Here is a 13,837-nt window from a genome sequence, read left to right as displayed (position 1 = left end):
TTAGCCATTTCCCATCCTACACTGCCACGGCGGCCTTGATGTGCGGATGCGGGTCGTAGCCTTCCAACTCGAAATCTTCAAACTTAAATGCAAACAAATCTTTGACTTCCGGATTGATTTTCATCACCGGCAGCGTGCGGGTATCGCGGCTCAATTGCAGTTTTGCCTGTTCGAAATGGTTGCTGTACAGATGCGCATCGCCCAAAGTATGGATAAATTCACCCGCCCCCAACCCGCAGACTTGGGCAATCATCATGGTCAACAGCGCGTAACTGGCAATGTTGAACGGTACGCCGAGGAAAATGTCTGCGCTGCGTTGGTAAAGCTGGCAGGACAATTTGCCGTTGGCAACGTAAAACTGAAACAGCGCATGGCAGGGCGGCAATGCCATTTCATCCACCAGCGCGGGATTCCATGCCGACACAATCAGACGGCGGGAATCGGGGTTTTTCTTGATTTGCTCCACGACGTTGGCAATTTGGTCGATTTGACGGCCGTCGGGGGCAGGCCAACTGCGCCATTGGTAGCCGTACACAGGCCCCAAGTCGCCGTTTTCGTCCGCCCATTCGTCCCAAATGGAAACATTATTATCTTTCAAGTATTTGATGTTGGTATCGCCTTTGAGGAACCAAAGCAGCTCGTAAATAATCGAGCGCAGGTGCAGCTTTTTGGTGGTCAGCAGCGGAAAGCCTTGACTCAAATCGAAGCGCATTTGATAGCCGAACACCGAACGAGTGCCTGTACCGGTACGGTCGGATTTATCGGTACCGTTTTCGAGAACGTGACGCATTAAATCGAGGTAGGCTTTCATTGGTGTCCTTTAAGGGTGTATGTTGTTGGAGATGATTTGGGGCGTATTGTATAGCAATTTGTCGATTAACAGCATAATCAAGGTCGTCTGAAAACTGGAAACGGGGTTCAGACGACCTTTGCATTATCCGTTATGGATTGTCCTGAAACACGTTTTTCTATCTGAAACAAAATTCGTTTTTTAAGGTGTTATTTTCTTTCCTAATCCTGTTTTCCAAGGGTAATTTTCGTAAAATTGTTGACAATATTGGCCGTTTTCACATGAAAATTTGTGTCGGATTGAATTTTTTACACTCTTTCATTTCAAATTTCTAGTTAAATTACTTAGAATATATAACCAATTTATTTTAAAACAATGGAATTTTCAAAAATATTTTTATATTTTATTGGTTAAACATACCAAATAATAAAATTCTCAAAAAAATAATGTCAACAATTTTCATCAAAACCGCTTGGCAGGCAAAAAAATTAGGTTTATATTTCTTTCCATAAATTCATTATCTCTTTCAAATCTTATTCTCAAGGAGCACCAAATGACTGACCTAAATGCCTTGTTTGCCAATCTAAAACAACGCAACCCCAATCAAGAGCCGTTTCACCAAGCAGTTGAAGAAGTATTCATGAGCTTGGGCCCGTTTTTGGCAAAAAATCCGAAATACACCCAACAAAACCTGCTTGAACGCATCGTCGAACCTGAGCGCGTCATTATGTTCCGCGTCACTTGGGTGGACGACAAAGGACAAGTCCAAGTCAACCGCGGCTACCGCATTCAGATGAACTCCGCCATCGGCCCTTACAAAGGCGGCTTGCGCTTCCACCCGACCGTCGATTTGGGCGTATTAAAATTCCTCGCCTTTGAACAAGTGTTCAAAAACGCCCTAACTACCCTGCCTATGGGCGGCGGCAAAGGCGGTTCCGACTTCGACCCCAAAGGCAAATCCGACGCCGAAGTGATGCGTTTCTGCCAAGCCTTTATGAACGAACTCTACCGCCACATCGGTCCGAACACCGACGTACCTGCGGGCGACATCGGCGTAGGCGGCCGCGAAATCGGCTTCCTGTTCGGACAATACAAAAAAATCCGCAACGAATTTGCCTCCGTCCTGACCGGCAAAGGCCTCGAATGGGGTGGCAGCCTTATCCGTCCTGAAGCGACCGGCTACGGTACCGTGTACTTCGCCCAATCCATGCTGCAAACGCGCGGCGATTCGATTGAAGGCAAACGCGTGCTGATTTCCGGCTCCGGCAACGTCGCACAATACGCCGCCGAAAAAGCCATCCAACTGGGCGCGAAAGTGCTGACCATTTCCGACTCCAACGGTTTCGTCCTCTTCCCCGACAGCGGCATGACCGAAGACCAACTCGCCGCGCTTATCGAGCTGAAAGAAGTCCGCCGCGAACGTGTTTCCACCTACGCCCAAGAACAAGGTTTGAAATACTTTGAAAACCAAAAACCGTGGAGCGTTGCCGCCGAAGTCGCCCTGCCTTGCGCGACCCAAAACGAATTGGACGAAGAAGCTGCCAAAACCCTGTTGGCAAACGGCTGCTACGTCGTTGCCGAAGGTGCGAACATGCCTTCTACTTTAGGCGCAGTCGAGCAGTTCGTCAAAGCGGGCATCCTGTATGCACCAGGCAAAGCCTCCAACGCCGGCGGCGTGGCAACTTCAGGCTTGGAAATGAGCCAAAACGCCGTCCGTCTGGCTTGGAGCCGCGAAGAAGTCGACCAACGCCTGTTCGACATCATGCACAGCATCCACGAGTCCTGCTTGAAATACGGCACTGAAAACGGCAAAACCAACTACGTCAACGGCGCAAACATCGCCGGTTTCGTCAAAGTCGCCGATGCGATGCTGGCGCAAGGCATTGTATAAGCCTGTATTTTCCTGACTTTAGGATGTGGAAAGGTCGTCTGAAAAAGCCCAATTCAGCTTTTCAGACGACCTTCTTTCATGTTTTCCAAATCAGACGCCTTTAAAACGCTTCGCCGACTTTCACGCCGCCGACGGTGTCTTTAGGCGTGGCAAGTTGCGCGGTCATGGCTTGGGCGGCTTTGAAAACAGGGGTTTGCATCATGGCTTGGGCGGCTTCCTTGCCCAATGTGTTCGCCATGTATTGCCAGCGGTTTGCCAAATCGGGATTGGCGGGGATTTGGAAGCCGTCGCGCAGTTCGTCCACGAGGTCGGGGCGGTTGCAGACGAGGACGATATCGCAGCCTGCCGTGAAAGAGGCGTTTGCGCGTTCTTTGATGCCGCCCGCTGCGCCCGCGCCTTCCATGGTGAGGTCGTCTGAAAAGATAACGCCTTTAAATCCAATGTCTTGACGCAGGATTTGTTTCAGCCATTTTTCGGAAAAACCGGCAGGCTTGCCGTCAATTTGCGGATAAACGACGTGTGCGGGCATGACTGCCGCCATGCCTTCATCGCTTAAGGTGCGGAACGGGATGATGTCGGCGGCTTCGAGTTCGGCAAGGCTGCGCGTGTCTTCGGGTTGAACCAAATGGCTGTCGCCTTCAACGAATCCATGTCCGGGAAAGTGTTTGCCGCAGGATTTCATGCCGCCTCGGTTCAGACCTTTTTGCAGGGCAAGGGCAAGTTGGGTTACGGTATCGGCGTTGCGGTGGAAGCTGCGGTTGCCGATGACGGGGCATGTTCCCCAATCGAGGTCGAGGACGGGCGTGAAGGAGAGGTCTATGCCGCAGGCGGTCAGTTCCGTCGCCAATACCCAGCCGACCTGCTCGGCTTTTTCTTTGGCGGCGGCTTCGCCTTCGGCATCCCAAATCTGCCCTAAGGTATTCATGGCGGGCAGGCGGGTAAAGCCTTCGATGAAACGTTGCACCCTGCCGCCTTCGTGATCGACGGCGATGATGAGTTCAGGCGTGCGCAGTGCTTTGATTTCTTGAACCAGGGCTTTGAGCTGCTCGACGTTTTGAAAATTGCGGCGGAACAGGATGACGCCGCCGACAGACGGATCGAGCAGGCGTTGTTTTTCTTCTTCGGTCAGACAGTAGGCGGCAACGTCTGCCATGACGGGACCGCGCGGGATGTAATGGGGAGCGTTCATTTTTGGGTTCCTTAAAATGTTTTAGACGACCTTAAAGTATCAAAGGTCGTCTGAAAACGGGAAAACACATCAGGCAACTTTGCCTTTTTTGTCTTTCAGTATGAAGATGAGGGCGGTCATGACGACACCGGTTGTGAAAAAGCCCAGCCAAGCCGATTGAGTCATGCCCAACACAAGATAACCTGCTGCTGCCGCGCCTGCGACGGTCAGGGCGTAAGGCAGTTGCGATGTAACGTGGTCGATGTGGTTGCAATGCGCGCCGGTAGAAGACAGGATGGTGGTGTCGGAGATGGGCGAACAGTGGTCGCCGCACACCGCGCCAGCCATGACGGCGGACATACACGGGATAACCAACGAAGCATCGACTTTAACCGCCATCGCAGCGGCAATCGGCAACATAATGCCGAACGTCCCCCAGCTTGTACCAGTAGCGAACGCCATCACGCTGGCGAGCAGGAAGAGGATGACGGGCAGGAAGCCGGGATGGATGTTGTCTGCAACCAGCGTGGAGAGGTAGTCGCCGGTGTGCATTTCGCTGACGACGGTGCTGATGAGCCAGGCAAGAATCAGGATGGTAATCGCGCCGAACATCGAAGATATACCCTGACGGACGGCTTTTGGATAGTCGGCGGCCTTGATGGTGCCGAGCGTGCAGAGGACGACGGCGAGTACGCCGCAAGTACCGCCGAACACCAGCGAAGTGTTTACATCGGTATTTTCAAACGCGCCCAAAATGGTGAAGGTTTCGCTTGCCTGCGCGCCTGTGTAAATCATGGCGGAAACGGTGGATGCGATCAACACCAAAACAGGGATAATCAGCGCGTAAACCCTGCCTTTAGGGCCGTCAGAGCCAGCGGATTCGTCATGGGTTTCCTGCAATGCCGCTTTTTCAAGGCGCGCCATCGAGCCGATGTCGAAAGAAAACCATGCGACGACAAACACCATGATCAGGGCGAACAGGGCGTAATAATTCATCAGGCTCATGGCGACGAACGTACCCATCGGCGTGTATCCGGTGATGTGGTAAGTAACGAGCAGACCTGCCAGCGTGGCGATAATCGATGCACCCCAGCTTGAAACCGGCATCAGTACGCACATCGGCGCGGCGGTAGAATCAAGGATATACGCCAGTTTGGCGCGGGAGACTTTGAATTTGTCGGTAACGGGGCGGGCAATCGCGCCGACGGCGAGACTGTGGAAATAGTCGTCGATAAAGGTAACGAATACGAGGCAGGCAGTCAGCATTTTTGCGCCGCGCCTCCCTTTGATGTGTTGCTTCGCCCAATCGGCAAACGCCTGATTGCTGCCGGAAAAGGTCAGCAGCGAAGTAAAAATACCGAGCAACAATAAGAAAATCAGGATTTTAGGTTTTCCCAAAGACCAATCGCCGTCTGCCCAGGTCAGCCCGACCACCATGTCTTTCAGGTGTGTCAGTCCGTCAATCGGGCTGCCGCCGACCAAAAAGGCCACCCCGACCAAAATACCGATGCCCAAAGACAACAGTACGCGGCGGGTAATGACGGCAAGTGCCAGCGCCAAAAACGGCGGCACGACGGATAAAAACGAATGTGAATAATCAATCAGGTGCATAATATTTTTATTAATAGGAAGTCAATCGGAGCGGAACGTTTTCAGACGACCTTTGAATGCGATTGTTGACAAAGCCAAAAGAGCAAAACCATCAAAAAACAAACAAATCAATCAGTTGCTAAAATTACAAAATACCCGCCACCTTAGGATGGCGGGTATTCTATCATTGAATGGCGCTTGCGTTGCACCTTATTGCAGAGTCAGGGCGAGGAAAAGCGTATTGCCGTCGCGCTGAACCAGCAGCGGCACATTTTTGCCCGCACCTGCCAACGCGCTGCGGAAGCTCGATTCGTCGTTGACGCTGATTTGGCTGACGGCGAGGATTTCGTCGCCGCGTTTGAGTCCAGCACGTTCCGCCGCGCCGCTGACGCGGGAAACAATCAGGCGGCTTTTGCCTGCACCTTCATCGACGCGCAGGGTCAGACCTGTATTATCGACGGTAAAGCCGTCTGCCGGATTTGCCTGCTGCGGCTGCTCGGTAGCGCGAGAAGACGTTTCGTTCTGCTCCGCCATGCTGCCGAGTTTGACTTTCACATTAATCTTCTCGCCTTTGCGCCACACTTCCAGCGTGACCTCCTTACCCGGCAGCATCGAGCCGACCATGACCGGCAAATCGCTGGACACGCGCACTTCTTCGCCGTTGACGCTGCGGACGATGTCGCCCACTTGCAATCCTGCCTGCATTGCAGGGCTGTTCGGCATCACTTTGGCAATCAACGCGCCGCTGGCTTTGTCCAAGCCGAACGATTTCGCCAAATCGTAAGACACTTCCTGAATAATCACGCCCAACTGACCACGCTGAACCTTACCGTTGGTTTTCAACTGCTCGGCAACGTTCATCGCCACATCAATCGGAATCGCGAAAGAAATGCCCATAAATCCGCCGCTGCGGCTGTAAATTTGGGAGTTGATGCCGACCACCTGACCTTTCAGGTTAAACAGCGGACCGCCGGAGTTACCCGGATTGATGGCAACGTCGGTTTGGATGAAAGGCGTGTAGCTTTCGTTCGGCAGGCTGCGTCCTTTGGCGGACACGATGCCCGAAGTAACGCTGTTGTCAAAGCCGAACGGCGCACCGATGGCGGCAACCCATTCTCCCGGTTTCAAATCTTTCGGATTGCCGATTTTGACGACGGGCAACTCTTCCGAAGCATCAATCTTCAACAGCGCAACATCAGATTGCGTATCTGAACCGATCAGCTTGGCAGTGTATTCGCGCTTGTCGTTGAGCAGGACTTTGATATTGCCCATACCGGCAACAACGTGGGTATTGGTCAGGATATAGCCGTCTTTACTGATGATAAAGCCGGAGCCGAAATTCAAATCATCGTCGGCAGATTGGTCTTCCGGCATATCGGGCATATTTGGAACAAGGCGTTTGAAAAACTCGTAAAACGGGTCGTTGTCCGGAAACTGGCTCAAGTCCATGCCCTGCTCTTCAGACTGCCCGCTGCCTGCGGCACGTCCGGCGGGGGACGCTTGGATATTGACCACCGCCTGACCTTCGTTTTGCACCAATTGTGCGAAATCAGGCAGCAGCATACCGACGCTGCCGTCATTTTTCGAGGGTTCGATTCTCTGTACGAATTCTTCGCTTTTACTGTCACCGCCGAAGAAGCTGCTGATTTTGTCGCAGCCGCCCAAAGCCAGCGCAGAAGCTGTTACTAAAGCAAAGTAATTGTATTTTTTCATTTTTTCGCGCACCGCGTTTCCTTTTCCGAATAACGGATTGTGTTCTTGCATCTTAAAAACCGGGGTCGTCTGAAACTTTTATCGTTTTCCAACCCGATAAGGTCGAATTTTACCTTTTGCCCATATTTTTTCAAGCATTTCATTTTAAATAAAAAAATGCCGTCAGAAATTTTAACCTAATGGAAAGGTTGTTTTGTTGATTGTTTACAATTTATCAACGTTTACATCAACTTCGCGCCATACTCGCATAAATCATTAATCATACATTTCCCACATTGCGGCTTCTGCGCCTTGCAGGTGTAGCGCCCGTGCAGGATCAGCCAATGATGCGCATCCATCAAAAACTCTTTCGGCACAAAGCGCATCAGCTTGTCTTCCACCTCGCGCACATCCTTGCCCGGCGCGATTTTGGTTCGGTTGGACACCCTGAAGATATGCGTATCGACCGCCATAACAGGATGACCGAACGCCGTGTTCAATACTACGTTTGCCGTCTTGCGCCCTACGCCCGGCAACGATTCCAAAGCCTCGCGGTCTTCCGGCACTTCGCCGTTGTATTTTTCCAGCAGGATGCGGCAAGTCTGCATGATGTGTTTGGACTTGGTTTTATAAAGCCCGATGGTTTTCGTGTATTCCATCACACCGTCCAACCCCAAATCCAGCATCGCCTGTGGCGTATTGGCAACCGGAAACAGCTTTGCCGTCGCCTTGTTCACGCCCACATCAGTCGCCTGCGCCGACAGCAAAACGGCAATCAAAAGCTCGAAGGGGGAATTGAAATGAAGCTCGGTGGTCGGATGGGGATTGGCAGCGCGGAAACGCTCGAAAATTTCTTGGCGGATCTGTTTGTTCATGGGGGTACGGGTAGGATTTGTGTGTGTGTCTTTATCGTTTGCCCGATTATAGCGCAAAAGGTCGTCTAAAAACCGATGCCGAAGGTTTTCAGACGACCCGTCTATCCCGCTGCGTTAAGCGGTTTCTTTCTTGCTCAACGTCAGACCTGTCCAGCCGAACAGCAGCGTCAAAATCAGACTCAAATAACAGAAGAAGGCATAAGGCAGGTATTCCCAGACGGGTACGCCGAGCGCATGACTGATAAATACGCCGCAGACGCTCCACGGAACGAGCGGATTAATGACCGTACCTGCGTCTTCGAGCGTGCGCGAAAGGTTGCGCGAATGCAGTCCGAGCTTGTCGTACACGGGTTTGAAGGTTTCGCCGGAAAGCAAAATACTCAAATATTGTTCGCCGATAAGGAAATTGACGCCGACCGACGTAGCGGCAACGCTAAATGTGGCGCGTCCCGCAGTGGTCAGGAACGCGCGGATGGCGTCCAGCAGCGACGGAATCACACCGAGCGTAAACAGCAGCCCGCCCAAGCTCATGCCGAGAATCACGATGGTTTGCGTAAAGAACATGCTTTCCAAACCGCCGCGTGAAATGAGTTTGGCGATGTCTTGAAACGCTTCGCCTTCGAGTTTGTAGCCGCCGTAAAACCATGTGCCGAGCTGGTTCAAGTCGGGCGTGCTGTGGAAATAAGTAACGCCAAGCGCGGCGATGATGGTGAAGAGCATGGCGACGACGGCGTTAACGCGCAACAGCGCCAGCACGACCAACAGTGCAAACGGAACCAGCGAATAACCGTGCACCAAACCCGTCGCTTCAAGCTGGCTGCGGAAGGATTCGACACTGTTCATATCGTGTGCGGCGACATTGGGCAAAAGCCACAGCATCAATGCCGCGCTGATGAGCCACGCGGGAATGGTGGTGTACATCATGTTTTTGATGTGTTCGAACAAATCAATGCCGACGATAGAAGCCGAAATGCCCGTAGTATCGGAGAGCGGGGACATTTTGTCGCCGAAGAACGCGCCGGAAACAATCGCGCCCGCCGTCATCGCAAAATCTGCATGAAACGCCGCCGCCATGCCCATAAAGGCAACGCCGACGGTGGCGCAAGTGGTCAAACTGCTGCCGATGGATACGCCGATAATGGAACACAGCGCGAAAGCAGAAAAATAGAAATAAGTAGGGGAAATCAGCCCGAAACCGTAATACATCAGCGTCGGAATCGCGCCGCTCATCATCAGCGCGCTGACCATTAGCCCGATGAAGAAAAACAGGTAAATCGCACCCATACCCTGCCCCACCGCGCCGACCATGCCTTTTTGCATGTCGTTGTATTTCACCCCGCGCGCGAGACCGTAGAGGATGAGGACGGTAATGGCGGCAATGATGGACATATGGGGCAGCCAACCGAGCGAAATGATGGTGTAACCCATCGCCCCGATTAACGCCGCAACGACGGCAAGAGCTTCTCCGCGCGGCATATTGAGCAGTGATTTGAATGCAAACATATTGCTTTGCCTGTTTTGTGTCTATTTAACGAAGTTTAGCACACGGGGTCGTCTGAAAACCCGCTTTTCAGACGACCCCGTGATTTTTTATGAATGTAATAACAGATTTCAGTTGATGCGATATGATTTTAATTTTGATTTTTTGAAATAAAATATCATTATTTCAAATAAAAAAATATTTTATATCTTTTTAACCATGATTAAACCGTACTTCACGCAAAAATGTTGCGGTTTGCTCGGCGGTAATGTGTTTAAACAGCATCCCGCTATGGCTGACAGGCAAGATAACGTGGTCGCGCATATTCGGGCAGCGGGTTTCGCTGACCAAAACCGTACCGTCGTGTTCGCCGTGCAAACCCAATACGCGCCCCAGTCCGAGCGGCTTATTGCCGGCGATGCTGCCCAGTTCGATATGTTCGGGCAAATCGGGCGTGCCGCCGTCGAGCGCATCGCGATACGCACCGCCGAGTACGGGGGTTTTCAATCCGAGCCGGAACACCCTTTGCGCAGCCCTGCTGCCTTGGTGGGGCGTGCCGAAGGTAACGATGCGTCCGGTAATTTTTTCGGGATGGGCGGCGGCAAAATGGCGCAACACCAACCCGCCCAGACTGTGTCCGGCAAAATGCAGAGGCTCGCCCGTATTGTGTTTTTCAACAAATTCCGCCAATGCCTGCGTGTGCTGCTGCATGGTGTGCCAAACGCTGTAATAACCGAACAGGGCAACGTCAAAGCCTTGCTTTTCCAGCATATCCGCTAAAGGTTTCATCACCCAAGAATGCATATGCAGTCCGTGTAATAAGATGATTTTCGACATGAAGACCTCCTGTATTTTTGCCGCTAGCATTATGCCATAAGTCAGTCAGACCGTATTGCGGACGCGTTCTGCCTTTTGAAAACGGGCTTAAGGTCCGGTTAAAATCTGTTGCCGTATTTTCAGACGACCTCGGTTTGGACGGATCAGGTTTACAAGTCCGCCGCAAAGCAAAAAGGTCGTCTGAAAACCTGATTTCCAAGTTTTCAGACGACCTTCAGTTCAAACCATGCTTACTCGTCGGCTTTATAACCTTTAAGCGCAAAGAAGACGATGTAGAGGTAGCACACGGCAGGTGCAACATAAGAAATCATCATACCGAAATCATCAGCAATCTTACCTTGCAAAACAGGAATCAGCGCGCCGCCAACGATGGCGGTACAAAGAATACCTGAAGCAGAATTGGTAAATTTGCCGAGGTTTTTGGTTGCCAGCGAGAAGATGGTCGGGAACATAATGGAGTTGAAAAAACCGATGGCAATCAACGCCCACATGGCGATGTCGGCATTACCTTTACCAACCATGATGGCAATGACGAGCAAGGCAGTGGCAACTGAGGCATTAAAGGCAAGGTAGCGGTTTGGTGCGACTCGAGCCATGACTGCCGAACCGAGGAAGCGTCCGACCATGGCACCGCCCCAGTATAACGCCAGCATGTCTGCAGCTTTGGCATGATTCAATCCTTTCAGAAAGCCCAAAACATTGACCATGAAAGAGCCGATGGATACTTCCGCGCCAACGTAGCAGAAAATGCCGACCACACCGAGAATAAGGTGTTTGTATTGCCACACGCTGCTTTTGCCGTCGTGGTTGTGTTCGCTTTCCTCAACGGCAATTTTGCGCGCATCGGGCAGGCGGATCATTTTCACGAAGACGGCGAGGAGGATCAAAAATCCCGCCAAACCCAAATAAGGGATTTGGACGGATGCGATTTGCTCGGTTTTGCTGGCTTTCTGAGCCGCATCGGCAAAAATGAGATATGAACCGATTTTCGGAGCAATAGTCGTACCCAATGAATTGAATGCCTGCACCAAAGTCAATGTCACTGATTCTTTGCCCGGTTTCGCCAGCAGGGTCACATACGGATTACCCGCAACCTGCAACAGGGTGACGCCCGAAGCAAGAATGAAAAGCGCGCCCAAGAAAGTCGGGTAAGATAGGCTTTCTGCGGCGGGATAAAACAACAAGCATCCGACGGCGGTCAGCAAAAAGCCGCCGATAACGCCGTTTTTATAGCCGATTTTACCGACGAGATGCCCCATCGGAATTGACATGATGGCATAGGCGGTAAAGAAGCAGAACTGAATCAGCATCGCCTGAACGTTGGTCAGCTTGAAAATGTCTTTCAGATGCGGAATCAAGATGTCGTTCATGCAGGTGATGAAACCCATCATGAAGAAGAGCGTAGTCAGGACGACCAGCGCGGGGTTATGGTTTTGTTGTGATGGCGTAGACATGATTTGCCTTTCGATTTATTGGAATTGACCGTATAAACAGTTAATATCCGTTAATAACGGGCTGAATCATACTGGCTTTTGCCATTATTGCAAATACTGGAAATACGCCGACTACATAGAGTTTCAGCAAGATTCTGTCCGATAACGCATTTTTGTAGACAGAATCCGTCTGAATTTTACAATTAACCTGCCCGCAAACGACTTAAAATCTTATTTCAGACGACCTTTGACCTGACGCAAACTTATCCGCCATGCCCCTCATTTACGCCTACCTCGGACTCGCCGCTTCCGCCTTCACCTCCGCCACCATCCTGCCCGGCACGTCCGAAGCTGCCTTCGCCGCGTTCATCTACACCTATCCCGAACAGGCATACGGCGCGTGGTTGTGTGCCGGACTGGCAAACGGCTTGGGCAGCATGGTTTCCTATTGGATGGGGCGGCTGATTCCGTCCAAGAAAATGTCGTCTGAAAAGACCCTGCGCCTGCTCCGACGCTGGGGCACCCTGCCCCTTTTGTTTGCCTGGCTGCCCGTTATCGGCGACGCGCTGCCCATTGCCGCAGGCTGGCTCAGGCTCAACCCCTACACCTCCGCACTCATGCTCCTGACCGGAAAAATCCTGCGCTACGGCATCATCCTCGCCGGTATCAAAGGCATGATGTAAACCATTTGCGCAAAACCTGCCGCATTCATTTTCAGACGACTTGAAACAGCGTAAAATCCCAAAGGAAATATCCCGTCCCTTCATTTTTTGCAAAGCGAGAAACCATGTTCTTCAAGCACATCGAAGCCGCCCCCGCAGACCCCATCTTAGGCTTGGGCGAAGCATTCAAAGCCGAAACCCGTCCCGAAAAAGTCAACCTCGGCATCGGCGTTTATAAAGACGCATCCGGCGCAACCCCCATCGTCAAAGCCGTCAAAGAAGCCGAAAAACGCCTGCTCGAGAGCGAAACCACCAAAAACTACCTCACCATCGACGGCGTTGCCGACTACAACGAGCAAACCCAAATCCTTCTTTTCGGCGCAGACCACGAAATCGTCGCCAGCCGCCGCGCCAAAACCGCCCAAAGCCTCGGCGGCACAGGCGCGTTGCGTATTGCCGCCGAGTTCGCCAAACGCCAGTTGAACGCGCAAACCATCTGGATTTCCAACCCCACATGGCCCAACCACAACGCCATCTTCAAAGCCGTCGGCATCCAAGACAAGCCCTACCGCTACTACGACGCCGCCAAACACAGCCTAGACTGGGACGGCATGATTGAAGACCTCAGCCAAGCGCAAAAAGGCGACGTCGTCCTTTTGCACGGCTGCTGCCACAACCCCACCGGTATCGACCCCACGCCCGAACAATGGGAAACCCTCGCCAAACTCTCCGCCGAAAAAGGCTGGCTGCCCCTGTTTGACTTCGCCTACCAAGGCTTCGGCAACGGCCTCGAAGAAGACACATACGGCTTGCGCACCTTCCTGAAATACAACAAAGAATTGCTCATCGCCAGCTCCTATTCCAAAAACTTCGGCATGTATAACGAACGCGTCGGCGCATTCACCTTAGTCGCAGAAGACGAAGCCACCGCCGCCCGCGCCCACAGCCAAGTCAAAACCATCATCCGCACCCTCTACTCCAACCCCGCCTCCCACGGCGCGAACACCATCGCCCTCGTGTTGAAAGACGCGGATTTGAAAGCACAATGGATTGCCGAACTCGACGAAATGCGCGGCCGCATCAAAGCCATGCGCCAAAAATTCGTCGAGCTTCTCAAAGCCAAAGGCGCGACTCAAGACTTCGACTTCATCATCGAACAAAACGGCATGTTCTCCTTCAGCGGCCTAACGCCCGAACAAGTCGACCGCCTGAAAAACGAGTTCGCCATCTACGCCGTGCGCTCCGGCCGCATCAACGTCGCCGGCATTACCGATGACAACATCGACTACCTGTGCGAAAGCATCGTGAAAGTGTTGTAATCCGCATCAGGCAATACCAAAAGGTCGTCTGAAAACCCGAAATACCGTTTTCAGACGACCTTTCCCCACCGTTTGACACAACAACCCCTTAAAGCATCAC

11 protein-coding genes are annotated in these 13,837 nt (G+C 52.2%); 3 read left to right on the top strand and 8 right to left on the bottom strand.

The annotated features are described in order from the left end of the window. Positions 1-16: 16 nt before the first annotated feature. A complete protein-coding gene (locus ACMYUL_RS09065; protein ID WP_415770100.1) occupies positions 17-811 on the bottom strand; it encodes a thymidylate synthase in 795 nt (264 codons plus the stop codon). A gap of 532 nt (positions 812-1,343) precedes the next feature. Here ACMYUL_RS09065 and gdhA point away from each other — a divergent pair. Beyond that, the gene (gene gdhA / locus ACMYUL_RS09060) at positions 1,344-2,681 is read left to right on the top strand and encodes an NADP-specific glutamate dehydrogenase (protein WP_415770097.1); all 1,338 of its coding nucleotides are present in this window, start codon (positions 1,344-1,346) and stop codon (positions 2,679-2,681) included. 100 nt (positions 2,682-2,781) lie between these two features. Here gdhA and nagZ read toward each other — a convergent pair whose 3' ends face one another. The 7 genes from nagZ to ACMYUL_RS09025 all read right to left on the bottom strand — a co-directional run bounded on the left by nagZ (position 2,782) and on the right by ACMYUL_RS09025 (position 11,777). Then, positions 2,782-3,870: a beta-N-acetylhexosaminidase gene (gene nagZ, locus ACMYUL_RS09055; RefSeq protein WP_415770095.1), complete on the bottom strand. Its 1,089-nt coding sequence runs from the start codon at positions 3,868-3,870 to the stop codon at positions 2,782-2,784. A 69-nt stretch (positions 3,871-3,939) separates the two neighbouring features. Next, complete coding sequence (locus ACMYUL_RS09050) at positions 3,940-5,460, bottom strand: Na+/H+ antiporter NhaC family protein (RefSeq protein ID WP_415770093.1); 1,521 nt, start codon at positions 5,458-5,460, stop codon at positions 3,940-3,942. A 189-nt stretch (positions 5,461-5,649) separates the two neighbouring features. Beyond that, entirely contained in the window at positions 5,650-7,203 is a 1,554-nt protein-coding gene (locus tag ACMYUL_RS09045) for a DegQ family serine endoprotease (protein WP_415770091.1), read from the bottom strand. A gap of 170 nt (positions 7,204-7,373) precedes the next feature. Beyond that, positions 7,374-8,006 carry an endonuclease III gene (gene nth, locus ACMYUL_RS09040; protein ID WP_019269879.1) on the bottom strand — a complete coding sequence of 211 codons (633 nt, stop codon included), beginning with the start codon at positions 8,004-8,006 and terminating at the stop codon, positions 7,374-7,376. Positions 8,007-8,120: 114 nt separating this feature from the next. Continuing rightward, positions 8,121-9,509, bottom strand: coding sequence for a Na+/H+ antiporter NhaC (gene nhaC, locus ACMYUL_RS09035; protein WP_415770089.1), 1,389 nt, complete (start codon positions 9,507-9,509; stop codon positions 8,121-8,123). A 190-nt stretch (positions 9,510-9,699) separates the two neighbouring features. Beyond that, positions 9,700-10,323, bottom strand: a complete 624-nt coding sequence (locus ACMYUL_RS09030) for an esterase/lipase family protein (RefSeq protein WP_415770084.1) — start codon at positions 10,321-10,323, stop codon at positions 9,700-9,702. Positions 10,324-10,553: 230 nt separating this feature from the next. After that, positions 10,554-11,777, bottom strand: a complete 1,224-nt coding sequence (locus ACMYUL_RS09025) for a sugar MFS transporter (RefSeq protein ID WP_415770082.1) — start codon at positions 11,775-11,777, stop codon at positions 10,554-10,556. A gap of 251 nt (positions 11,778-12,028) precedes the next feature. Between ACMYUL_RS09025 and ACMYUL_RS09020 the strand changes: the two genes are divergently transcribed. Together ACMYUL_RS09020 and ACMYUL_RS09015 are read left to right on the top strand one after the other, a co-directional pair. Continuing rightward, the gene (locus ACMYUL_RS09020; protein ID WP_070514140.1) at positions 12,029-12,439 is read left to right on the top strand and encodes a YqaA family protein; all 411 of its coding nucleotides are present in this window, start codon (positions 12,029-12,031) and stop codon (positions 12,437-12,439) included. A gap of 104 nt (positions 12,440-12,543) precedes the next feature. Next, a complete protein-coding gene (locus ACMYUL_RS09015) occupies positions 12,544-13,737 on the top strand; it encodes an amino acid aminotransferase (RefSeq protein ID WP_415770079.1) in 1,194 nt (397 codons plus the stop codon). Positions 13,738-13,837: the final 100 nt, after the last annotated feature.

Source organism: Neisseria sp. CP9 (assembly GCF_047758525.1).
Taxonomy (GTDB): domain Bacteria; phylum Pseudomonadota; class Gammaproteobacteria; order Burkholderiales; family Neisseriaceae; genus Neisseria.
This window is presented reverse-complemented; position numbering and strand designations above follow the sequence as displayed.

Coding starts and splice junctions, on each gene's coding strand:
- ACMYUL_RS09045 (WP_415770091.1), bottom strand. CDS start 7,203: ATGCAAGAACACAATCCGTTATTCGGAAAAGGAAACGCGGTGCGCGAA.
- gdhA (WP_415770097.1), top strand. CDS start 1,344: ATGACTGACCTAAATGCCTTGTTTGCCAATCTAAAACAACGCAACCCC.
- ACMYUL_RS09015 (WP_415770079.1), top strand. CDS start 12,544: ATGTTCTTCAAGCACATCGAAGCCGCCCCCGCAGACCCCATCTTAGGC.
- ACMYUL_RS09030 (WP_415770084.1), bottom strand. CDS start 10,323: ATGTCGAAAATCATCTTATTACACGGACTGCATATGCATTCTTGGGTG.
- nagZ (WP_415770095.1), bottom strand. CDS start 3,870: ATGAACGCTCCCCATTACATCCCGCGCGGTCCCGTCATGGCAGACGTT.
- ACMYUL_RS09020 (WP_070514140.1), top strand. CDS start 12,029: ATGCCCCTCATTTACGCCTACCTCGGACTCGCCGCTTCCGCCTTCACC.
- ACMYUL_RS09050 (WP_415770093.1), bottom strand. CDS start 5,460: ATGCACCTGATTGATTATTCACATTCGTTTTTATCCGTCGTGCCGCCG.
- nhaC (WP_415770089.1), bottom strand. CDS start 9,509: ATGTTTGCATTCAAATCACTGCTCAATATGCCGCGCGGAGAAGCTCTT.
- ACMYUL_RS09065 (WP_415770100.1), bottom strand. CDS start 811: ATGAAAGCCTACCTCGATTTAATGCGTCACGTTCTCGAAAACGGTACC.
- ACMYUL_RS09025 (WP_415770082.1), bottom strand. CDS start 11,777: ATGTCTACGCCATCACAACAAAACCATAACCCCGCGCTGGTCGTCCTG.
- nth (WP_019269879.1), bottom strand. CDS start 8,006: ATGAACAAACAGATCCGCCAAGAAATTTTCGAGCGTTTCCGCGCTGCC.